Below are 21,286 nucleotides of genomic sequence, written 5' to 3' on the forward strand. Positions count from 1 at the left end.
GTCACTTTTGGAAAAGAGCCCCAAAAGTAACCAAAAAGGCTCTTGCCCCACCACTCGGCACCTCGCCTAGGCTCGGTGTGCCCGTAATCCGCCAGTGATTTGGGGGGGCCGCCGCCACGCGCCATCCATGGCGCGGGGCGGCTAAACCGGCATCCCTGCCGGTTTACCCCCCAAATCCCTGTCGAATTCCGGCCAGCGTGGTTTGACGGGGCGCTTAAGAACAAAATCAAAAGCAGATCAAAAGCAGATCAAGAGCAGATCAAGAGCGACTCGCTTCGCATCGTGGTTACCGTCGGTTGCTACCGCCTACGCAGTGGTGTCGAGCCCCGTGCTGCGATAGGCCCGCATAAACAACTTCACCACGTCCTGCACATGCTCTTCGGCCTCTTGCGCGCTCAATTGTCCGCCGCAGCCATACAACAAGCGGAAGTTCGCCGTGCCCTTGAGCAAGCAAAAGAAGTGCTCCGCGGCCTTGAACGGTGTGTCGATGCTCAAGGCACCGCTCTGGTGAATCTTGCCGAGCAGGCGCTCCATGCCTTGCAGCATGCGCATGGGGCCGGCGTTGAAGAAGATCTGGGAGAGTTTCACGTCCTGATTGCCGGTGGTCATCATCAGGCGATGCAAATTTACCGACTCCTCGCTGTTGATCAACCGATGAAAGCCTCGAGCGATGTTAAGCAGCACCGTCTCGACGGGCATGCCTTCGGGAAGCTCGAAGTACATCACCGGTAATTGCTCTTCGCATTTGGCCACCACCGCTGCGGTGAACAGCGTCTCCTTGTCGGTGAAGTGGCTGTAGACCGTGAGTTTCGATACGCCGGCCGCCAGGGCGACGGCGTCCATGCTGGTGTTCGCATAACCGTTGCTCAAGAACAGCGATTTCGCCGATTCGAGGATTGCCTGGCGTTTTGCCATGTCCTTGGGGCGCCCGGGGCTTGCGGTGTTCAGAGGATTGTCGGACATTTTCACCTTTAATACTGGACTGGTGAGTTTGGTATTAATAACATACCGGCCAGTATAATTATTCCAAGCTCTATTTGCGAAAGGTCCTTCAGCATGCGCAGCGCTTTCCTGCCCCTTGCTTTGCCTGTCAGCCTGGTCTTCCTGTTGGCCGCTTGCGGCCATGAAGAAGCGGCCCAGACCACCGTACGCCCGGCCATGGTGGTGCAACCCCAGCCTTCGGCACAGGCAATGGACAGCTACCCCGGTGAGGTGCGTGCCCGTTATGAGCCCGACCTGGCCTTTCGCATCGGCGGTAAAGTCAGCAAGCGCCTGCTGGAGGAGGGCGAGCGGGTCAAGGCCAACCAGCCGCTGGCCGAACTCGACCCCCAGGACGTGCGCCTGCAACTGGAAGCGACCCGTGCCCAAGTAGCCGCCGCAGAGGCCAATCTGAGCCTGGTGCGTGCGGAGCGAGATCGCTACAAGACCTTGATGGACCGTCAGATGGTCAGTCGGTCGCAGTACGACAATTCCGAAAATCTCTACCGAGCCGGTGAAGCGCGCCTTAAGCAGATCAAGGCCGAGTTCGATGTATCGAGCAACCAGGCCAGCTATGCCGTGCTGCGTGCGCCTCAGGACGGTGTGGTCGCCAAGCGGGCCGTAGAGGTGGGGCAAGTGGTTTCTGCTGGCCAGACCGTGTTCACCCTGGCCACCGATGGCGAGCGTGAAGTATTGATCAGCCTGCCTGAACAGGGCTTTGGCCGCTTCAAGATCGGCCAGCCAGTGTCGGTGGAGTTATGGAGCCAGCCAGAGCAACGTTTCGCCGGGCGCATTCGTGAACTGTCTCCTGCCGCCGACCCCAAATCCCGCACCTTCGCCGCGCGCGTCGCCTTCACGGGCGGCAAGGTTCCCGCCGAACTGGGTCAGAGTGCACGGGTTTTCATCCAGGCCGACGGTGTCATTCCCCTGTCAGTACCTTTGTCTGCCCTGAGTGCCGAAAACGGTGCGTCCTATGTTTGGCGCGTACAACCGGACAACACCCTTAAACGCACTCCCGTGCGCATTGGTGCCTTTGGCGAAAACACCGTGCCGGTCCTCGAAGGCTTGGCCGCCACCGATTGGGTGGTTGCCGCAGGTGTGCATGTACTCCATGAGGGCCAACCAGTGCGCCCGGTGGATCGCTCCAACCGTGTGGTTAATCTGGCGGCCAAGGAGTAGTCCCCATGGGTTTCAATCTTTCCGAATGGGCGTTGCGTAATCGCCAGATCGTACTGTTCCTGATGATCCTGCTGGCCGTGGTTGGCACCTTGTCCTACACCAAGTTGGGGCAAAGCGAAGACCCGCCCTTTACCTTCAAGGCCATGGTGATCAAGACCAACTGGCCTGGAGCCACGGCCCAGGAGGTTTCGCGCCAGGTCACTGAGCGAATCGAGAAAAAACTCATGGAGACCGGTGAGTACGAACGCATCGTGTCGTTCTCCCGCCCCGGTGAATCCCAGGTCACCTTTATTGCCCGTGATTCGATGCGTTCGGCGCAGATTCCTGAGTTGTGGTACCAGGTGCGCAAGAAAATCAGCGACATCCGCCACACCTTGCCGCCGGATATCCAGGGGCCGTTTTTCAACGACGAGTTCGGCACGACCTTCGGCAATATCTACGCCCTGACCGGCGATGGCTTTGACTATGCCGTGCTCAAGGACTACGCCGACCGCATCCAGATCCAGCTGCAACGCGTCCCGGATGTGGGCAAGGTCGAGCTGCTCGGCCTGCAGGACGAGAAGATCTGGATCGAGCTGTCCAACCTCAAGCTCGCCACCCTCGGTTTGCCTCTGGCTGCGGTACAACAGGCGTTGCAGGAACAAAATGCGGTGTCCACCGCCGGCTTCTTTGAAACCCCCACTGAGCGCGTGCAACTGCGCGTTTCTGGCAACTTCAAGACGGTGGAAGAGATCCGCAGCTTTCCGATACGCGTGGGGGATCGCACCTTGCGCATCGGTGACGTGGCTGACATCCATCGAGGCTTCAACGACCCACCGGCACCGCGCATGCGCTACATGGGCGCAGATGCCATCGGCCTGGCCGTGGCCATGCGCGACGGTGGCGACATCCTCGTATTGGGCAAGGCCCTTGAAGCGCAATTCGCACGCCTGCAAAAGAACCTTCCGGCAGGGATGGAGCTGCGCAAAGTGTCGGACCAGCCGGCCGCCGTGAAGACCAGCGTCGGCGAATTCGTCCAGGTATTGGCTGAAGCGCTGGCGATTGTTTTGCTGGTGAGCTTTTTCTCCCTCGGCGTGCGTACCGGCATGGTCGTCGCCCTGGCGATTCCGCTGGTACTGGCGATGACCTTTGCCACCATGTATTACCTGGGCATCGGCCTGCACAAGATTTCCCTGGGCGCCTTGGTCCTGGCCCTCGGCTTGCTGGTGGATGACGCGATCATCGCCGTGGAAATGATGGCGATCAAAATGGAGCAGGGCTACGACCGCCTAAAAGCCGCGAGTTTCGCCTGGACCAGCACCGCATTCCCCATGCTCACCGGCACCCTGATCACGGCGGCGGGCTTTTTGCCGATTGCCACCGCGCAATCGAGCACCGGCGAATACACCCGGTCGATCTTCCAGGTGGTGACCATCGCACTGCTAGCCTCCTGGGTGGCGGCCGTGGTGTTTGTGCCCTACCTGGGGGAAAAACTCCTGCCCGACCTGGCGAAGATTCATGTGGCCAAACACGGCACCGATGGCCCGGACCCTTACGGCACACCCTTCTACCAGCGTGTAAGGCGCTTGGTGGAGTGGTGCGTGCAGCGGCGTAAAACCGTGATCGTGCTGACCTTGCTGCTGTTTATCGGCTCGGTTGCACTGTTCCGCTTCGTGCCGCAACAGTTCTTCCCGGCTTCCGGTCGCCTGGAGTTGATGGTCGACCTGAAACTGGCCGAAGGCGCTTCCCTGAGCAACACCGCCGAGCAGGTCAAGCGCCTGGAGGCATTGCTCAAGGAACATGCCGGCATCAACAACTATGTCGCCTACGCGGGCACCGGTTCGCCACGGTTTTACCTGCCACTGGACCAGCAATTGCCCGCTGCCAGCTTCGCCCAGTTTGTGGTGCTGGCTAACACCATCGAGGAGCGTGAAAGCCTGCGCACCTGGCTGATCGAAACCCTCAACGAGCAATTCCCCGACCTGCGTTCGCGTGTCACGCGGCTGGAGAACGGCCCGCCCGTAGGCTACCCCGTGCAGTTTCGTGTGACTGGCGAGCACATCGAAGAAGTCCGTGCGCTGGCGCGCAAAGTGGCGGCCAAGGTTCGCGAAAATACTCATGTGGTGAATGTGCATCTGGACTGGGAAGAACCGAGCAAAATCGTGTACCTGAATATCGACCAGGACCGTGCCCGCGCCCTGGGTGTGAGCACCGCCAACCTGTCGAAATTCCTTCAGAGCTCCCTGACCGGTTCCAGCGTCAGCCAGTACCGGGAGGACAACGAATTGATCGAGATCCTCCTGCGCGGCACCGTGCATGAGCGTAGTGAACTGTCGCGCCTGCCGAGCCTGGCCGTGCCTACCGACAATGGTAAAAGCGTGGCGCTGTCGCAGATCGCCACCCTCGAATATGGTTTTGAAGAGGGCATCATCTGGCATCGCAACCGCTTGCCGACGGTGACCGTACGGGCCGATATCTATGGCAAGGAACAGCCGGCGACCCTCGTGCAGCAGATCTTGCCGACGCTCGCCGATGTGCGTGCCGAGCTGCCGGACGGCTATCTGTTGGAAGTGGGCGGTACGGTTGAAGACTCTGCGCGGGGGCAAAACTCGGTGAAGGCCGGCGTGCCGCTGTTTATCGTGGTGGTGCTGACCTTGCTGATGCTGCAACTGCGCAGCTTTTCGCGCACGGCGATGGTCTTTCTCACCGCACCGTTGGGGCTGATCGGCGTGACCCTGTTCCTGTTGGTGTTCCGCCAACCCTTCGGTTTCGTCGCCATGCTCGGCACCATCGCGCTGTCGGGCATGATCATGCGTAATTCGGTGATTCTGGTGGACCAGATAGAACAAGACATCAAGGCCGGCCTGGCACCCTGGCAGGCAATTATCGAAGCCACCGTCCGACGCTTTCGCCCGATTGTGCTGACGGCGCTGGCAGCGGTGCTGGCGATGATCCCGTTGTCGCGCAGTGTGTTCTTCGGGCCCATGGCCGTGGCGATCATGGGGGGGTTGATCGTGGCGACGGCGTTGACACTATTGTTCTTGCCGGCGTTGTACGCGGCTTGGTTCAGGATCAGGAAGGACGTGGAGTAAATCTGTGACTGTTTTTGGGTGGACCCAATGGGAACCTTTTTTTCAGGCTTGCCACAGATAGTTACCTGTTCGCAGGTACTTTATTCAGTGGTTTTTATCACGTGGATAAAATTTCCAGAACGTTCATAGAGGCGAAATAGATATGCTCCTACAAGCATTGGGAAACTTTTACTCGGGGATCGGCATGATGCTGGGCGGCGGTCAGATGGGTGGCGCTTGCGCCAAACATTCACATAATGACTCCGTCAGTCGGCGTGAGCTTTCGGACGCGCTCAAATCGTTCAAATACGATCATTCCCAGCCCACCAGCAATATTACGATCAACAACAGTGTTTCCAACGCGAACAGCAATGCGAATACCAACGCTCAAATCGGCCGTTGAATGCGCTGAGTTCTGATATTCAGCCGTTGCAAACACTCTGCACCGCAGAGTGTTTGCCGCGTTACGTCCAAGTGCAAATCGCTGGCGAGGGCTTAAAGTGCCCCAAACACCTTCTTGGCCAAGCTGGTGGCTGCTGCCGCCGGGTTCTTGCGAATGGTTTCTTCCTGCTGCGCGATCATTTTGAACAAGCCATCCAGCGCTTGCTCGGTCACGTAGTTTTCGACGTTGGCGCTCTTGGCATCCACGGCGCCAAAGGCCGCGGCCTTGCCGGCCAGGGCGTTGTACTGCTGGGCCACGCCGACTTTGTCGGTGGCGGCCTTGACGATGGGCAGGAACTTGGCGCGAATTTCTTCACGGCTGCTTTTGTTCAGGTACTGGGTGGCGGAGTCCTGGCCTCCACTGAGAATGCCCTTGGCGTCGGTCACGCTCATGTTCTTCACGGCGTTGACCAGGATCGGCTGGGCCTGGGTCACGGCGGTTTCTGCGGCCTTGTTCATGCTGGTTTCCAGCTGCGTGACCTGGTCACCCATACCAAACATTTTCAGCTTGTCGGCGACTTTGCCGAGTTTGCCCGGCAGGCCGATCTTCACGTCCGGGTTGTTGCTGAAACCACCGGGCGTCCCGAGTTGTTTCACAGCAATCTGTGCACCTTGGGTCAAGGCATCCTTGAGGCCGCCGCTGGCGTCACCCTGGGACAGGCTGCCGAGATCCAGAGCCATGGCATTGGCGCCGAACAGCAAGCCAGCACACAGGGCGGTGAGGCGAAGAGATTTGCGGAGCATGGGCGCTTCCTTATGAAGTGGGAATGATCAGTGTGCGGCCGCATCCACCCGCAGGCGCAGCGGTTGCGGGTCCTGGCCGTTGAGTTGCACGGTGTGCCGCTCGGTGGTGATAAACAGTAGCTTGCCGTCCAGCTCGATGCGAGCGCTGACCGAATAGGTGTGGCCCGGTTTGACTTGGGCCGGGTCATAGCTCAGGTGAAACGGCAGCGGCACCTGGCCTTTGACCGGGCCTTTCTGTTCGGCGAGGGTCACGGCCGGGGCGTCCATCAGGGACACGTCCTGCAGGCTGACACTCAAGGTGGCGGCCGGCGGCAGGGCGATGCGTTGCAGGTAGAACACTTCGCCGTCCAGACTGGCCTTCGGGGTTGGGGTCATCGAGTGGCAGGCTCCGAGCAGGGCAGTCAGGCCCAGGAGGATGAGTTTTTTCACGGTGCAACTCCTTTTCAACGGCGCCGGAATCCGCCCGGCGCCTCGTTCAATCTAGCGGTTTTCTTCAGGGTTGACGGCAACCGGTTCGGCCGCGGCCTCGGTTGCGCCGTCCACGCGGTGCAAGGCCACCTGGCGGATCGACAGGCGAATATCCGCGGGCAATACGCGTTTGGCCGCGCCTTCGGCCAGTTCGCCGAGCAGGTCGTGATAGCCCAGCTTGCCAGCTTCATCGCGACGCAGCACATCTTGCTCCAGCAACGTCTGGATGAAATGTCGGAAAAGGCTCTTGTCGAAGAATTCCGGAGCGTTGAGGCCGTGCAGGATTGACAGGCGCTGGGCCATGATCGTGCACAGGTCTTCCAGCTCTTCGGCGCTAATGCTGTTCTGGCCGCTGTTGAGCAGCAACGAGATCGCCATGTAGAAGCGTTGCAGGGTCTGGGCGATGCTCTTGGACAGCAGCGTCAGCAGCACAAAGTGCCGAGAACTCGGCGCCGGGCGCAGGTACACGGCGTTTTCGAAACGCAGCAGGCCTTGTTCGACAAACGCGTCCAGCCATTGGTCGACCACGTTGTCCAAGTCGTCCAACGACCAACGAATAAACAGTTCCGATTGCAGGTACGGGTAAAGCGCGTGGGTGTAGCGCAGGATCTGTTCGCGGCTCATCCGCGAGCTGCTCTGGAAGAAGCTCGCCAGCAACGCCGGCAGGGCGAAGATGTGCAGTACGTTGTTGCGGTAGTAGGTCATCAGGACGGCATTCTGCTCATCCAGATAAACGATTTTGCCCAGGGCGTCACTCTGCTCGGACAACAGGTTCATGTCCTTGACGTGCTTGATCAGCGCCAGGCCATCGCCTTCCGGCAGGGTGGTGTGGGGCGAGTAGGGCACACGACGCAACAGCGCGAGGTACAGGTCCAGCTGGCGGGCCATGGCTTGTTCATCCAGGGCCAGGCGGGTGGTGGACAGCAGTGCCAGCGCCACCAGGTTCACCGGGTTCACCGCAGCGGCTTCGTTCAAATGACGCGCCACCTGTTCGCCGAGGCGATTGGTGGTTTCGTTGAGCCAGGCCGGTTTGTAGTTCGGCCCCAGTTCCTGGGCGCGCCAGTCCGGTTGCTCGGCGTCGAGGAACTCTGCCAGCTTGATCGGTTCGCCAAAGTTGACCGCCACTTGGCCGAAGCGCTGCTTGAGCGCGCCGACCACTTTGAAGATATCGAAGATCGACTCTTTCTTCTTGCTGGCGCCACGCAGTTCGCCCAGGTAAGTGCGGCCTTCGAGAACACGCTCATAGCCGATATACACCGGCACGAACACGATAGGCATGCGCGAGGAGCGCAAGAAGCTGCGCAGGGTGATCGCCAACATCCCTGTTTTCGGTTGCAGCATGCGCCCGGTGCGCGAGCGGCCGCCTTCGACGAAGTACTCCACCGGGAAGCCCTTGGTGAACAGGGTGTGCAGGTATTCGTTGAACACTGAGGTGTACAACGGGTTGCCCTTGAAGGTGCGACGCATGAAAAACGCACCGCCACGGCGCAGCAGGCTGCCGATCACCGGCATGTTGAGGTTGATGCCGGCGGCGATGTGCGGTGGGGTCAGGCCGTTCTTGAACAGCAGGTAGGACAGCAGCAGGTAGTCGATATGGCTGCGGTGGCAAGGCACGTAGATCACCTCGTAGCCCTGGGCCACCTTTTGCACGCCTTCGATGTTATTGACCTTGATGCCGTCGTAGATCTTGTTCCAGAACCAGCTCAATACCACTTCCAGGAAGCGGATCGCGGTGTAGGTGTAGTCCGAGGCAATCTCGTTGCCATAGCGCAGGGCCAGGGCCTTGGCTTTTTCCGGCGAGATTTTTTCGCGTTCAGCCTCATCAGAAATGGCTTGGCGCACGAGCGGCATATTCACCAGGCCCTTCACCAGATTACGGCGGTGGGACAGGTCGGGGCCGATCACCGCCGTCTTCAGGTTACGAAAGTGCACACGCAAGATGCGCTGGGCCATGCGCACGGTACGTTCGTGGCCTTTATTGTGCTCGATCAATTCACGCAGGTTGATAGGCGCGGAGAATTGCACGCGGGTCTTGCGCCCCAGGATCAGGATGCTCAATAACCGGCGTAGACGCCCGGTGACCGCCCAGCTGTCGGCGAATAACAGCTTCCACGGGCTGGACTCGCTTTCAGGGGATTGGCCCCAGAACACGCTGACCGGAATGATTTGTGCATTCTCTTCGGCGTGTTCGGTGAGGGTATTGACCAGTCGCGTCAGGGTGGGCGGTGCGCCACGCTTGTCCTGGCGCCCGAGCCAATCCGGATCCGGCGTAAGGTAGAAGAACGCCGCAGGCTCCATCAACGGCCCCACTGACACCGGCAGCACCGGGCGTGGCAGGCCGGCCTTGGTGCACTCGGCGTCGACCACCGCCAACTCGGTGAGGGAGGGTGATTGCAGGACGTAGAAAACCGGCCGGCTGCGGTCCAGGTTAAGGGTGAGGGACGACTGGTTGATCGTCTCTGAGCGAACCCAGAGGTACAACAGTCGGCGCAAGGTGCCAAACACCAGACGGCGGAACGGGGAGCGGGTCATAGGCGAACTGCTTCAAGTGGAAAAAACCGAGCAGGCGCTCGAGCGGGTAGTGTGCCGTATTCGCCGAAAATCGGCAAAAAAGCAGCGATGTAAAGTTGGGTTGATGGTTTTTGAGCCTGTCTTATACTCGGCAGTTCAATGCGAGCGACTCAACAATAAAAAAACCAGTGGGAGTGAACAGATGACAACGCGCGAAACCGGCAATGTGAAGTGGTTCAACGATGCAAAGGGCTATGGTTTTATCCAGCGTGAAGATGGCAAGGATGTGTTTGTGCACTACCGCGCCATTCGCGGTGAAGGCCACCGCTCGTTGGCCGAGGGCCAGCAGGTGGAATACGCCGTGGTGACCGGCGAGAAGGGCTTGCAGGCGGAGGATGTGGTCGGCCTTTGAGCCAGCCCTAGCAACGACGCTGAACCCATGTGGGAGCGGGCTTGCTCGCGAAAGCGGTGGATCAGTCGACATCTCTAGTGACTGACAAAGCGCTTTCGCGAGCAAGCCCGCTCCCACATTTTGATTGTGTTCACACTTTGGAGGTTATGCAGTTTTCCAAGTGATCTCTTCTTCACCATCTGCGCTGATGCGGATCCAGCGATCAGCGCTTTCTTCACCCTCTTCTTCAACCCAGGTGCCCGGTGCGCAACGCACTTCGACGTTCAGCGCGGCAAACGCGGCGCGGGCGCAGGCGATGTCGTCGTCCCACGGGGTCTGGTCGCTTTCCAGGTACAGGCTGTTCCATTTGCCCACCGCCTTGGGCAGCCAGGTAACCGGCACGCTGCCGGCCTTGCACTTGTAGGTCTGGCCTTTCTGGACCCAGTCGGTGCACGGGCCCAGGGCGGCGCCCAGCCAGGCGGCGATGGCCTTGTGATCGACGCCGGCGTCCTTCAGGTAAATCTCAATATCGGGTTGGCGCATGGATGTTCCTCGTTGCGGGATTCGAAAATCCATTCGCGGATGGGTGAAAGTCGGTCATTGAAGCACGAAATAATCGTAGCGCATCGACACCGTGACCTGCAGCGGCGCAGCCGCCTCGATCACCTCGTGTCGGCGCTCGGCACTGGCACGCCAACCGTGGGGCGTCATCGCCAGCAGGTTGGCGCGGTCCTGGGCTTCGGCCAGGCTCAGGGTGAATTCCAGGATTTCACTGTGAGCAAGGCTCATGCCGTCCGGCACCAGGGCCAGGTGTTTGTCGTCGGTGTATTCGCGCACTTCGTCGTACAGGCGCTCGCGCAGTTCCATCAAGTGGCCGCGGGTGGGGCCTACTTTCATCAAGCCGCCGCCGAGGCTGAGCAGGCGCTTGGCCTCTTCCCAGTCCAACGGGCTGAACACGCTGGCGAGGAACTGGCAGCTGGCATCGGCCAGTGGTACGCGGGCCATGCTGGCGATCAACCAGGTCAGCGCTGGGTTGCGTTTGCACGCGCGCTTGACCGCTTCCTTGGAGATATCCAGCGCGTAGCCATCGGCATCCGGCAGGGCCTGGGCGATTTGCGCAGTGTAGTAACCCTCGCCACAGCCAATGTCCACCCAGCGCTGTGGTGCGCGCTCGGCGGCCAGTTCGGCCAGGCGCTTGGCCACTGGCGCATAGTGGCCAGCGTTGAGGAAGTCGCGGCGCGCTTCGACCATGGCCAGGTTGTCGCCCGGGTCACGGCTGTTCTTGTGCTGCACCGGCAACAGGTTCAGGTAACCCTGGCGTGCGCGGTCGAAGCGGTGCCCGGCCGGGCACGCCACGCCATTGTCCACCGCATTGAGCGGTGCGCTGCAAATGGGGCAGGCAAGCATCAGGCGAGCAACTTGATCAGGGTCTGGTAGTAGATTTCGGTGAGCACGTCGAGGTCGCTGGCCAGGATGCGTTCGTTGACCTGGTGGATCGTCGCGTTGACCGGCCCCAGTTCGACCACCTGGGTGCCCAATGTCGCGATGAAGCGCCCATCGGAGGTACCGCCGCTGGTGGACGCCCGGGTCTCACGCCCGGTGATCGCCAGGATGCTGGCCGACACCGCATCCAGCAGAGCGCCCGGCTCGGTGAGGAACGGCAGGCCCGACAGCGCCCACTCCACGTGCCAGTCCAGGCCATGCTTGTCGAGGATGGCCGCAACGCGTTGTTGCAGGCCCTCGACGGTGGACTCGGTGGAAAAACGGAAGTTGAACACCGCCGTCAGGTCACCCGGGATCACGTTGGTGGCGCCGGTGCCGGAATTGAGGTTGGAGATCTGGAAGCTGGTCGGCGGGAAGAACGTGTTGCCGTCATCCCAATGTTCGGCGGCGAGTTCGGCCAGGGCCGGTGCGGCCAGGTGGATCGGGTTCTTCGCCAGGTGCGGGTAAGCCACATGGCCCTGTACACCACGTACGGTCAAGGTGGCGCCGAGGGAGCCGCGACGGCCGTTCTTGACCACATCGCCCACCAGGGTCGTGCTCGACGGTTCGCCGACGATGCACCAGTCCAGGCGTTCCTTACGCGCGGCCAGGCGTTCAATCACCGCCTTGGTGCCGTGATGCGCCGGGCCTTCTTCGTCGCTGGTGATCAGGAAGGCGACCGAACCCTTGTGGTCCGGGTAGTCGGTGACGAAACGTTCCGCTGCCACCAGCATCGCCGCCAGGCTGCCTTTCATGTCCGCCGCGCCACGACCACAGAGCATGCCGTTTTCATCGATCAACGCGTCGAACGGGTCGTTCTGCCAGGCCTGTACCGGACCGGTCGGCACCACGTCGGTGTGACCGGCAAAGCACAGCACCGGACCTTCATGCTTGCCATGGATGGCCCAGAAATTGTCCACATCTTCGATGCGCATCGGTTCAAGCGCAAAACCGGCGTCGCCCAGGCGCTGCATCATCAGCTTCTGGCAATCGGCGTCGATCGGCGTGACCGACGGGCGACGGATCAGGTCGATGGCAAGTTGAAGGGTCGGCGAAAGGTCGGCATGGGCCGTCATGGGGGAACTCCGGAAATCGAGGCGGCGACGTTCTAACTGTAGGAGCGAGCTTGCTCGCGAAAAACTCAAAGGCACCGCGTGCATTCAGGATGCCCGCGTCATCGTTAACGATTTTCGCGAGCAAGCTCGCTCCTACAGTGATGGGTGTAAGGCACGCAAAAGGGCCGTTATCTTATAGCAAAACGGCGGCCAAGGGCCGCCGTTTAGTGCATTGCGTGACTTTTTACGCCGCCGGTGCGGCCTCGGGCACCGCCGAAGGTTTGGGCAGCGACGACAAGAACGCCATGATCAGCGCCGCCACATAGGGCAGCGACTGCACCAGCAACATCACCACCCAGAAGCGAATGTCGTTGCTCGGCAGGCCTTGCACCAGGTAGATCCCCAGCGCCGCGCCCCACAGCAGCAGCATGATGAACATTTCTTCGCGGGCTTCGGAAATCGCCACCCAGAAGCCGTGGTTATCCGCGTTTTTTGGTGTACGAAAGAACGGAATACTGCTGGTGAAGAAGCCGTACAACACCGCTTTGGCGATGGTGTGGGACAACGCCAACCCAGCCAAAGCCGCGCAGAACGCGTCTTTCAAGTTCACACCTACCGCACGACGGTAGAGGAAGATGATCTTGCCGACTTTGAACACAAACAACGCCAACGGCGGGATCGCGAAAATCAGCAGCGGCGGGTCGACCCGGGTCGGCACGATGATCATCGCCGCGGACCACAACAGGGCGCCGACGGTAAAGAAGATGTTCATGCCATCGGCCACCCACGGCAACCAGCCCGCGAGGAAGTGGTAGCGCTGGCCGCGGGTCAGCTCGGTGTCCTTGCCGCGCAACAGGCTGGCGGTGTGGCGCTTGATGATCTGGATCGCGCCATAGGCCCAGCGGAAACGCTGTTTCTTGAAGTCGATGAAGGTATCCGGCATCAAACCCTTGCCGTAGCTGTCGTGGTAGTACGCCGCCGACAAGCCTTTTTCGAACACGCGCAGGCCCAGCTCGGCGTCTTCACAGATGCACCAGTCGGCCCAGCCCAGCTCTTCGAGCACCGAGCGGCGGGTCATGGTCATGGTGCCGTGCTGGATGATCGCGTCGCGGTCGTTACGGGTGACCATGCCGATATGGAAGAAGCCTTTGTACTCGGCGTAGCAGAGCTTCTTGAAGGTGCTTTCGTTCTGGTCGCGGTAATCCTGGGGCGACTGCACCACGGCGATTTTCGGGTCGGCGAAGTGCGGCACCATGTGCTTGAGCCAGTTCGGCGATACACAGTAGTCCGAGTCGATCACCGCGATCACTTCGGCATCCTTGGCGGTGTGTGGGATCAGGTAATTCAGTGCGCCGCCCTTGAAGCCGGCCAGGGGCGCAACGTGGAAGAACTTGAAGCGCGGGCCGAGGGTTTCGCAGTAGTCGCGTACCGGCTCCCACACCGCCGGGTCCTTGGTGTTGTTGTCGATGATCAGGACTTCGTAGTCCGGATAGTCGAGGGCGGCCAGGGCGTCGAGGGTCTGTTTGACCATTTCCGGCGGCTCGTTGTAGCACGGCACATGGATCGACACTTTCGGGCGGTAGTCCGAGTCGCCTTCTACGGGCAGGAATTCACGCCGGCGCTTGTGGGTCCACACTGCTTCTGCCAGCTCATGGGCTTCGGTCAGCAACACAATGAACACGCCCAGCGCGCCGAGTGCCAGCAACACACCGACCGTCACGCTGAACCAGGTGCTGTATTGCTGGCTGTAGTCGTAGCCGATCCAGACCAGCACCGACCCGCACAGGAACGCGATAAAGGTCAGGAAGGTACGGCCCCGCTGGCGCAGGGCCGAGCCGTCGATCATCAGCAGGGTCAGGGACAGCAGCGCAAGCACCACCGAACCGATGGCCAGTACCCGCCATTGCGGAATCGCCACCACCGGGCCGTCAAAATTGAATTTCTGCTGGCGCGCGGCGTTGAATACACCCCAATACGCACCCGCCGACCCTTCGTCGCTGACCTTCCACGGCTGGTCGAAGGCCTCGATCACGAAGTAGTTGTAACCCTGGCGGTTGAGCTTGTTTACCAGCGTACGCAGGTAAATCGCCTGGTCTGCCGGCGACGATTCGTTGCCGCCGCGCATACGGCCGTTGCTCGGCCAGCCCACTTCCGACAGCAGCAGTGGCTTTTTCGGGAAGGCTTTCTTTAGGTCCTTGGCGCGGTCGAGGACGTACTGGCCGGCCTTGTCCATCGGGATGTATTCCCAGAACGGCAGGATGTGCGCGGCGATCAGGTCGACGTGCTTGGCCAGTTGCGGGTTCTTTTCCCAGATGTGCCATTGCTCGGAGGTGGTCACCGGCACTTTCACGGCGGCGCGCACCCGGTCGAGCAGCACGATCAGGGCTTCGGGGGTAATTTCTTCACGGAACAACGCTTCGTTGCCCACCACTACGCGCACGACACTGCGCGAGGTGTTGGCGATCTCGATAGCGCGCTGGATCTCCCGCTCGTTACGTTCAAGGTCCGGGCTGATCCAGATCCCCAGGGTCACGCGCAGGCCGAACTCTTCGGCCAGCTTGGGAATATCCCCCAGGGGGCCGTCCACCGAGTAGGTACGGATGTTGTCCGTCAGCTTGCTCATGATCGCAAGGTCCTGACGCATCTGTTCGTCGGTAGGGTACTGGCCTTTCTGCGGGTACTGGCCTTGCTGGAACGGCGAGTAGGAAAAACCGGAGATCTGATCTGGCCAGTTGGGAGCGGTGACCGGGCGGTTGATCAGCGCCCAGAAACCAGTGAACAGCGCGGCAATTGCCAGCACCACCACCAGGTTGAGTCCAAATTTACGCGATGCCATGGTTATGTCGGGTTCCAAAGGGTGCGGAACGAAAGAGGTGTCGGCCTACGCCGAACGGCGCGCATCCTACACCGGCCCTTCCCTGAGCGTACAGCAGACAGAGAAAAGCCGGACGTTAGTCTGCGAAAGTCAGCCTAAGTTCTTTACTTGTAGCTGCAAGCGTCGAACTTGTCGCGGCGTAGCCCTATAATGCGCGCCGGTTTTTGGGGTAATGATGATGAGTACAGAAGATCCGCGGTTTGCAGGCGTCGCCCGCTTGTACGGCCTTGAGGGCCTGGAACGCTTGAAAGCGGCCCATGTGGCGATTGTCGGCGTCGGCGGCGTAGGTTCCTGGGCGGCGGAAGCGATTGCCCGCTGCGGGGTGGGCGAGATTTCGCTGTTTGACCTGGACGATGTCTGCGTCAGCAACAGCAACCGCCAGTTGCATGCCCTGGACAGCACCGTGGGCAAGCCCAAGGTCGAAGTGATGGCCGAACGCCTGCGCGGTATCAATCCCGATTGCACCGTGCACGCGGTGGCAGACTTCGTCACCCGCGACACCATGGCCGAGTACATCACCCCGACTATCGACTGCGTGATCGACTGCATCGACGCGGTCAACGCCAAGGCGGCGCTGATTGCCTGGTGCAAGCGCCGCAAGATCCAGATCATCACCACCGGCGGCGCCGGTGGGCAGATTGACCCCACGCTGATCCAGGTGTGCGACCTGAACCGCACGTTCAATGACCCGCTGGCCTCGAAAGTGCGCTCTACCTTGCGCCGCGATTATGGCTTTTCGCGCACGGTGACCCGTCATTACAGCGTGCCGTGCGTGTTTTCCACCGAGCAACTGCGCTACCCCAAGCCCGATGGCAGCATCTGCCTGCAGAAGAGTTTTGTCGGTGATGGCGTGAAGCTGGACTGCGCAGGAGGTTTTGGCGCGGTGATGATGGTCACGGCCACGTTCGGCATGGTGGCGGCCACCAAGGCGGTGGATAAGATTGTGGCGGGAGTGCGCAGGCCGTCGGAGCGGGTCAAGCCTGCCTAGATCTTACTACCCTACAGAGATCCAAACTGTGGGAGCGGGCTTGCTCGCGAATGCTGACTGTCAGTCAACGTTGTTGTGACAGATACACTGCATTCGCGAGCAAGCCCGCTCCCACATTAGTTTTGTGTATGCGTCAGGTCTTGCATGCGTTGCAGTACGGCATTCAAACCATTACTGCGCGACGGCGATAACTGGCGCGACAAGCCCAGCTGATTGAACCAGTCAGGCAGGTCGACCGCTTTCAGTTCATCAGCCGACAACCCATTGACCCGCGCCAGCAGCAACGCCACCAACCCACGAATCATCCGCGCCTCGCTGCTCGCCGCAAACTGCCAATGGCCGTCCTGAAAACGACCCACCAGCCACACCAGGCTTTCGCAACCTTGCACCAGGTTGGCGTCGACCTTTTCGTCATCAGCCAGGGCGGGCAAGCGTTCACCCCATTGCATCAGCATCCGGGCGCGCTGCTCCCAACTGCCAATGGCCTGGAAGGCTTGCAGTGCGGCGCGTGCCTCCAGCGGCAAGCTCATCGCAGCATGTCCAGCGCCTGGTCCAGCGCTTCAAAAAAGCGCTCCAGGTCGTCGGAATCGTTGTAGAGCGCCAGCGAAACGCGGATGGCGCCTGACAGGTTCATCGCCTTCAACAGCGGCATTGCGCAGTGGTGACCGGCACGCACAGCAATGCCTTGCTCGGTCAGCAGGTGGGCGAGGTCGGCGTTGTGCACGCCCTCCACCACAAAACTCACCAGCGCCACCTGCGGCGAGCCCAGCACGCGTACACCATTGCGTGCCTTAAGCCCACGCAGCAGGTAGTCATGCAGGGCGGCTTCTTGGGCGATCACCGCCGAGGGATCCAGTGAACTCAGGTAATCCAGGCTCGCGCCCAGGCCGATCACGCTGGCAATCGGTGGAGTGCCGGCCTCGAAACCTAATGGCGCGGGGCGAAAGCTGGCGCTGTGGTAGTCGGCCTGTTGCACCATCTCGCCGCCGAACTGCCAGTGGCGCAGGTGGTGCAGGGCCTCATTACGGCCATACAGCACACCCACGCCGTCCGGGCCGTAGAGTTTGTGGCTGGAAAACACGTAGAAGTCGCAGCCCAGGGCCTGCACGTCATGGCGGCCATGGACGATGCCTTGGGCGCCGTCTACCACCGTGAGTGCGCCATGTGCCTGGGCCATCGTCAGCAAGGCTGGCAGCGGCTGCCAGGCACCGAGCACGTTGGACAACTGGCTCACCGCCAGCAAGCGTGTGCGTGGGCCAATCAAGCTGGCTGCAGCGTCCAGGTCGATGACGCCGTCATCGTCCAGAGGCAAGACCACCAGCGTGAGTGCGCGACGTTTGGCCAATTGCTGCCAGGGCAACAGGTTGGCGTGGTGTTCCAGGGCGCTGATGGCAATCTCATCGCCCGCATTGAATAAGTGCTCCAGGCCATAGGCCAGGAGATTCAGCGCAGAGGTTGCGCCGTGGGTAAACACGACCTGCCCGCTGTCACCTGCGTTCAACCACTGCGCGACCTTGCTGCGGCTGTCTTCGAACGCCTGGGTCGCATGGGCTCCGGGCAAATGCTGAGCACGGTGCACATTGGCTGCGCCATTGGCGTAGTAATGACTGATGGCATCCAGCAGGGCTTGGGGTTTTTGCGTGGTGGCGGCGCTGTCCAGATAGGTCTGGTCTTGCCGTTGCAGGGTGGCGATGGCCGGGAAGTCGGCGCGCCAGGGGGAGGGCACAAGCATGGTGATCAAGACTCGTATAAGCGAGCCGCCCCCGAAGGTGCGGCCGCTAGTGGCATCGAGTGGCTGCTTAGTTGTGAGCGTGCAGCGCTTCGTTCAGTTCGATGGCCGATTTGTGGGTTTTGCACTCCACGGCACCGGTCTCGGAGTTGCGACGGAACAGCAGGTCTGGCTGGCCAGCCAACTCACGCGCCTTGACCACCTTGACCAGTTGGTTCTGCTCATCCAGCAGGGCAACCTTGGTGCCGGCGGTGATGTACAGGCCCGACTCCACGGTGTTGCGGTCGCCCAATGGGATACCGGTACCGGCGTTGGCGCCGATCAGGCAGCCTTCGCCCACCTTGATTACGATATTGCAGCCGCCCGACAGGGTGCCCATGGTGGAGCAACCGCCGCCTAGGTCCGAACCCTTGCCGACGAATACGCCCGCCGATACGCGGCCTTCGATCATGCCTGGGCCTTCGGTGCCCGCGTTGAAGTTGACGAAACCTTCGTGCATCACGGTGGTGCCTTCGCCCACGTAAGCGCCCAGGCGAATACGTGCAGCGTCAGCGATACGCACGCCGGCTGGCACCACGTAGTCGGTCATTTTCGGGAACTTGTCCACCGAGAACACTTCCAGCAGCTCGCCACGCAGGCGCGCTTCCAGTTGGCGCTCGGCCAGTTCATTGATGTCGATAGCGCCCTGGCTGGTCCAGGCCACGTTCGGCAACTGCGGGAACACCCCGGCCAGGCTCAGGCCATGGGGCTTGACCAGGCGATGGGACAGCAGGTGCAGCTTGAGGTAGGCCTCGGGCGTGGAGGTCAGCGCTGCGTCTTCGGCCAGCAGGGTCGCGACCAGCGGCGTGTGGCTTTCAGCCAGGCGGCTGAGCAGGGCGGCCTGGGTAGCATCGACGCCTTTGAGCGCGTCGGCCAGTTGCAAGGCCTGGCTCACGGTGAAGGTGATCGCCTGGTTGCCTTCGGTGTAACCGAGGATCGGTGCGATGGCGGCAACGATTTCAGCCGACGGGTTGAGCAAGGGTTGGGCGTAAAACACTTCCAGCCAAGCACCTTGGCGGTTCTGAGTGCCGACGCCGAAGCCCAGGCTGAACAGGGAATTGGACATGCTGTTACCTCTACAAAAATGGAAGGCTGGCCTACTTGAGGGCCGCCGAATAACTATCTGGCTTGAAGCCAATCAGGGTTCTGTCACCGAGATCGAGCACTGGGCGCTTGATCATCGAGGGTTGTGCGAGCATCAATTCAATGGCTTTCGACTGATCGAGATCGGCTTTGCGTTCGTCTTCGAGTTTGCGAAAGGTGGTGCCCGCACGGTTCAAAACCACTTGCCAACCGTGCTCGTTGCACCATTGGGTCAAGTGTTCGCGGTCGATACCGGCCGTTTTGTAGTCATGGAACTCATAGCTCACCCCGTGCTCATCGAGCCAGGTGCGCGCCTTTTTCATGGTGTCGCAGGCTTTGATGCCGAAAAGGTGCAAGGTTTTGCTTGAAGCACTCAAGGAATTGCCCCCCTTTGGACGTATGAAAATGAAAGATCGCCGATTATGCCACGACCAGCGGGTTTCGGCGCCGCTCGTCAACAGCGTGCGACTTTTGTGCAAAAGCCAGTGCGCAGCATAGGCGAGTAACATAGCCAGGTAACATAACCGGGTAATATGGCACTTCAACGGCCAGTTGTTGCCTGATGTGTCGTTGCAAGTCGATTGTCCGGGAAACCCGCGTTATGCAAACCGCCTACACCGTTCTTATCCTGCTGATGCTGGTCAGCCTTTCGCGCCTGGTCGGGCGCATTATCCCACTGCCGTTGCCTCTCGTGCAGATCGCTGCCGGCGCCTTGCTGGCTTGGCCCACGTTGGGGCTGCATGTGGCGCTGGACCCGGAGCTGTTCCTGTTTCTGTTCCTGCCGCCGCTGCTGTTTTCCGATGGTTGGCGCATGCCCAAGCGCGAGTTGTGGCGCCTGCGTGGTCCGATTCTGACGTTGGCGGTGGGGCTGGTGCTGTTCACCGTGGTGGGCGCCGGCTATTTCATTCATTGGCTATTGCCAACCATCCCATTACCGGTGGCCTTTGCCCTGGCAGCGGTGCTCTCGCCGACGGACGCCGTGGCGGTGTCGGCCATTTCCCAGAACCGTTTGCCCAAGCCGCTGATGCACATGCTCCAGGGCGAGGCCTTGATGAATGACGCGTCGGGCCTGGTGACTTTCAAGTTCGCCCTGGCCGCGGCGCTGACCGGGGTCTTTTCGCTGGCGGATGCCAGTCTGACGTTTGTACTGGTGGCGGTGGGCGGGTTGGCGATCGGCGTGGCGCTGAGCTGGCTGGTCGGCCGCCTGCGCGCCTGGATGATTGCGCGCGGTTGGGATGACCCGGCGACCCATGTGGTGTTCATGTTGCTGCTGCCCTTTGCTGCGTACGTACTGGCTGAACGACTGGGCGCGTCCGGCATTCTCTCGGCGGTGGCAGCGGGCATGATGCAAAGCTGGCTCGACCTGCTGCCGCGCCAGACCAGCACGCGCCTGCTCAACCGCAGCGTATGGTCGTTGCTGGAGTTTGCCTTTAACGGCCTGATCTTCCTGCTGCTCGGCCTGCAGCTGCCAGACATCATCAAGGCCGTGGTCAGCCATGAAGCCACGCTGTGGCCCACCTTGATGTATCGCTGCCTGGATGTGGTAGCGATCTTCCTGGTGCTGGTGGTATTGCGCTTTATCTGGGTGCAGAGCATCTGGCGGCTGTCGGGGTTACTACGCCGGTTGCGTGGCAAAAGCGCGCTGACCCTGGTGCCGACGGCCCGTTCCTGCTGGTTACTGACCGTCGGCGGTGTTCGTGGAGCGGTGACCCTGGCGGGCGTCATGTCGGTGCCCTTGCTGATGGCGCCAGGCCAGGATTTCCCTGAGCGGGACCTGCTGATCTTTATCGCTGCCGGGGTGATCCTGCTGTCGCTGGTCGCTGCCTGCATCGCGCTACCGTTGCTACTGCGAGGCGTCGAAAAAGGCCCGGATGAAAAGCGTCACAACGAAGTGCGCGAGGCCTGGAAAAAGACCGCCGTGGCCGCGATCCACGCACTGGAGGCCCAGGAACCCGCCGAAGCCGAAACCCCGGACGCCGCTCAAGCGGCACTGGCCACCGAGCTCAAGGCGCGGCTGATGGCGGAGTATCGTCATCAGTTGGACGTGTTTAATGATTCGGCTGAAGCCCAGGCGCTGGCGCTGCAGATGGACCAATTGGAGCGCAAGTTGCGGCTCAAGGCCCTGCGTGCGCAGCGGTTGGAGTTGTATAGCTTGAGCCGTCATCACCAGATTGGTGATGACGTGTTGAGGGAGGTGTTGGCGGAGTTGGATATGAGCGAGGCGAATTTAGGCGCGATGAAACCTGGATAATGGATGGTTCTGCGTTTATCAC

18 protein-coding genes are annotated in these 21,286 nt (G+C 60.9%); 6 read left to right on the top strand and 12 right to left on the bottom strand.

Going from position 1 to position 21,286, the window contains the following annotated elements:
• Positions 1 to 306 precede the first annotated feature (306 nt).
• Positions 307 to 963: a TetR/AcrR family transcriptional regulator gene (locus ODQ19_RS04700; protein ID WP_330209441.1), complete on the bottom strand. Its 657-nt coding sequence runs from the start codon at positions 961 to 963 to the stop codon at positions 307 to 309.
• 93 nt (positions 964 to 1,056) lie between these two features.
• Here ODQ19_RS04700 and ODQ19_RS04705 point away from each other — a divergent pair, with 93 nt between their 5' ends.
• The 3 genes from ODQ19_RS04705 to ODQ19_RS04715 all read left to right on the top strand — a co-directional run bounded on the left by ODQ19_RS04705 (position 1,057) and on the right by ODQ19_RS04715 (position 5,610).
• Positions 1,057 to 2,157, top strand: coding sequence for an efflux RND transporter periplasmic adaptor subunit (locus ODQ19_RS04705; protein WP_330209442.1), 1,101 nt, complete (start codon positions 1,057 to 1,059; stop codon positions 2,155 to 2,157).
• Between the two features lie 5 nt (positions 2,158 to 2,162).
• A complete protein-coding gene (locus ODQ19_RS04710; protein ID WP_330209443.1) occupies positions 2,163 to 5,228 on the top strand; it encodes an efflux RND transporter permease subunit in 3,066 nt (1,021 codons plus the stop codon).
• A gap of 142 nt (positions 5,229 to 5,370) precedes the next feature.
• Positions 5,371 to 5,610 carry a type III secretion protein gene (locus ODQ19_RS04715; RefSeq protein ID WP_116666261.1) on the top strand — a complete coding sequence of 80 codons (240 nt, stop codon included), beginning with the start codon at positions 5,371 to 5,373 and terminating at the stop codon, positions 5,608 to 5,610.
• 92 nt (positions 5,611 to 5,702) lie between these two features.
• On the opposite strand, the gene ODQ19_RS04720 is transcribed toward ODQ19_RS04715, so the two are convergent.
• The 3 genes from ODQ19_RS04720 to plsB are packed head-to-tail and all read right to left on the bottom strand — an operon-like array spanning position 5,703 to position 9,392.
• The gene (locus ODQ19_RS04720) at positions 5,703 to 6,392 is read right to left on the bottom strand and encodes a DUF4197 domain-containing protein (protein WP_003189124.1); all 690 of its coding nucleotides are present in this window, start codon (positions 6,390 to 6,392) and stop codon (positions 5,703 to 5,705) included.
• Positions 6,393 to 6,419: 27 nt separating this feature from the next.
• Positions 6,420 to 6,821 carry a YbaY family lipoprotein gene (locus tag ODQ19_RS04725; protein WP_014717218.1) on the bottom strand — a complete coding sequence of 134 codons (402 nt, stop codon included), beginning with the start codon at positions 6,819 to 6,821 and terminating at the stop codon, positions 6,420 to 6,422.
• Positions 6,822 to 6,872: 51 nt separating this feature from the next.
• Positions 6,873 to 9,392: a glycerol-3-phosphate 1-O-acyltransferase PlsB gene (plsB, locus tag ODQ19_RS04730; protein WP_116666262.1), complete on the bottom strand. Its 2,520-nt coding sequence runs from the start codon at positions 9,390 to 9,392 to the stop codon at positions 6,873 to 6,875.
• Positions 9,393 to 9,573: 181 nt separating this feature from the next.
• Between plsB and ODQ19_RS04735 the strand changes: the two genes are divergently transcribed.
• The gene (locus tag ODQ19_RS04735) at positions 9,574 to 9,783 is read left to right on the top strand and encodes a cold-shock protein (protein WP_003189131.1); all 210 of its coding nucleotides are present in this window, start codon (positions 9,574 to 9,576) and stop codon (positions 9,781 to 9,783) included.
• 144 nt (positions 9,784 to 9,927) lie between these two features.
• Here ODQ19_RS04735 and ODQ19_RS04740 read toward each other — a convergent pair whose 3' ends face one another.
• The 4 genes from ODQ19_RS04740 to ODQ19_RS04760 form a co-directional block, all read right to left on the bottom strand.
• Complete coding sequence (locus tag ODQ19_RS04740) at positions 9,928 to 10,305, bottom strand: hypothetical protein (protein ID WP_330209444.1); 378 nt, start codon at positions 10,303 to 10,305, stop codon at positions 9,928 to 9,930.
• Between the two features lie 54 nt (positions 10,306 to 10,359).
• Positions 10,360 to 11,169, bottom strand: a complete 810-nt coding sequence (locus ODQ19_RS04745) for a putative RNA methyltransferase (protein ID WP_330209445.1) — start codon at positions 11,167 to 11,169, stop codon at positions 10,360 to 10,362.
• Positions 11,169 to 12,320 (bottom strand): succinyl-diaminopimelate desuccinylase, encoded by a 1,152-nt coding sequence (dapE, locus tag ODQ19_RS04750; RefSeq protein WP_330209446.1) that lies wholly within the window; start codon positions 12,318 to 12,320, stop codon positions 11,169 to 11,171. The genes ODQ19_RS04745 and dapE overlap by 1 nt, the downstream gene beginning before the upstream one ends.
• A gap of 223 nt (positions 12,321 to 12,543) precedes the next feature.
• Positions 12,544 to 15,135, bottom strand: a complete 2,592-nt coding sequence (locus tag ODQ19_RS04760) for a glycosyltransferase (protein ID WP_330209447.1) — start codon at positions 15,133 to 15,135, stop codon at positions 12,544 to 12,546.
• A 217-nt stretch (positions 15,136 to 15,352) separates the two neighbouring features.
• Here ODQ19_RS04760 and tcdA point away from each other — a divergent pair, with 217 nt between their 5' ends.
• A complete protein-coding gene (gene tcdA / locus ODQ19_RS04765) occupies positions 15,353 to 16,162 on the top strand; it encodes a tRNA cyclic N6-threonylcarbamoyladenosine(37) synthase TcdA (protein ID WP_442962723.1) in 810 nt (269 codons plus the stop codon).
• Positions 16,163 to 16,278: 116 nt separating this feature from the next.
• Here tcdA and ODQ19_RS04770 read toward each other — a convergent pair whose 3' ends face one another.
• The 4 genes from ODQ19_RS04770 to ODQ19_RS04785 form a co-directional block, all read right to left on the bottom strand.
• The gene (locus ODQ19_RS04770; protein WP_330209449.1) at positions 16,279 to 16,692 is read right to left on the bottom strand and encodes a SufE family protein; all 414 of its coding nucleotides are present in this window, start codon (positions 16,690 to 16,692) and stop codon (positions 16,279 to 16,281) included.
• Positions 16,689 to 17,894 (bottom strand): aminotransferase class V-fold PLP-dependent enzyme, encoded by a 1,206-nt coding sequence (locus ODQ19_RS04775; protein WP_330209450.1) that lies wholly within the window; start codon positions 17,892 to 17,894, stop codon positions 16,689 to 16,691. The genes ODQ19_RS04770 and ODQ19_RS04775 overlap by 4 nt, the downstream gene beginning before the upstream one ends.
• A 67-nt stretch (positions 17,895 to 17,961) precedes the next feature.
• Positions 17,962 to 18,996, bottom strand: a complete 1,035-nt coding sequence (gene dapD, locus ODQ19_RS04780) for a 2,3,4,5-tetrahydropyridine-2,6-dicarboxylate N-succinyltransferase (RefSeq protein WP_330209451.1) — start codon at positions 18,994 to 18,996, stop codon at positions 17,962 to 17,964.
• 31 nt (positions 18,997 to 19,027) lie between these two features.
• Positions 19,028 to 19,336, bottom strand: coding sequence for an arsenate reductase (locus ODQ19_RS04785; RefSeq protein ID WP_229999207.1), 309 nt, complete (start codon positions 19,334 to 19,336; stop codon positions 19,028 to 19,030).
• Positions 19,337 to 19,614: 278 nt separating this feature from the next.
• Between ODQ19_RS04785 and ODQ19_RS04790 the strand changes: the two genes are divergently transcribed.
• Positions 19,615 to 21,264 (top strand): Na+/H+ antiporter, encoded by a 1,650-nt coding sequence (locus ODQ19_RS04790; protein WP_330209452.1) that lies wholly within the window; start codon positions 19,615 to 19,617, stop codon positions 21,262 to 21,264.
• The last annotated feature ends 22 nt before the right edge of the window (positions 21,265 to 21,286 follow it).

The organism is Pseudomonas sp. AM4(2022) (assembly GCF_036346515.1).
Classification (GTDB): Bacteria; Pseudomonadota; Gammaproteobacteria; order Pseudomonadales; family Pseudomonadaceae; genus Aquipseudomonas; species Aquipseudomonas paracarnis.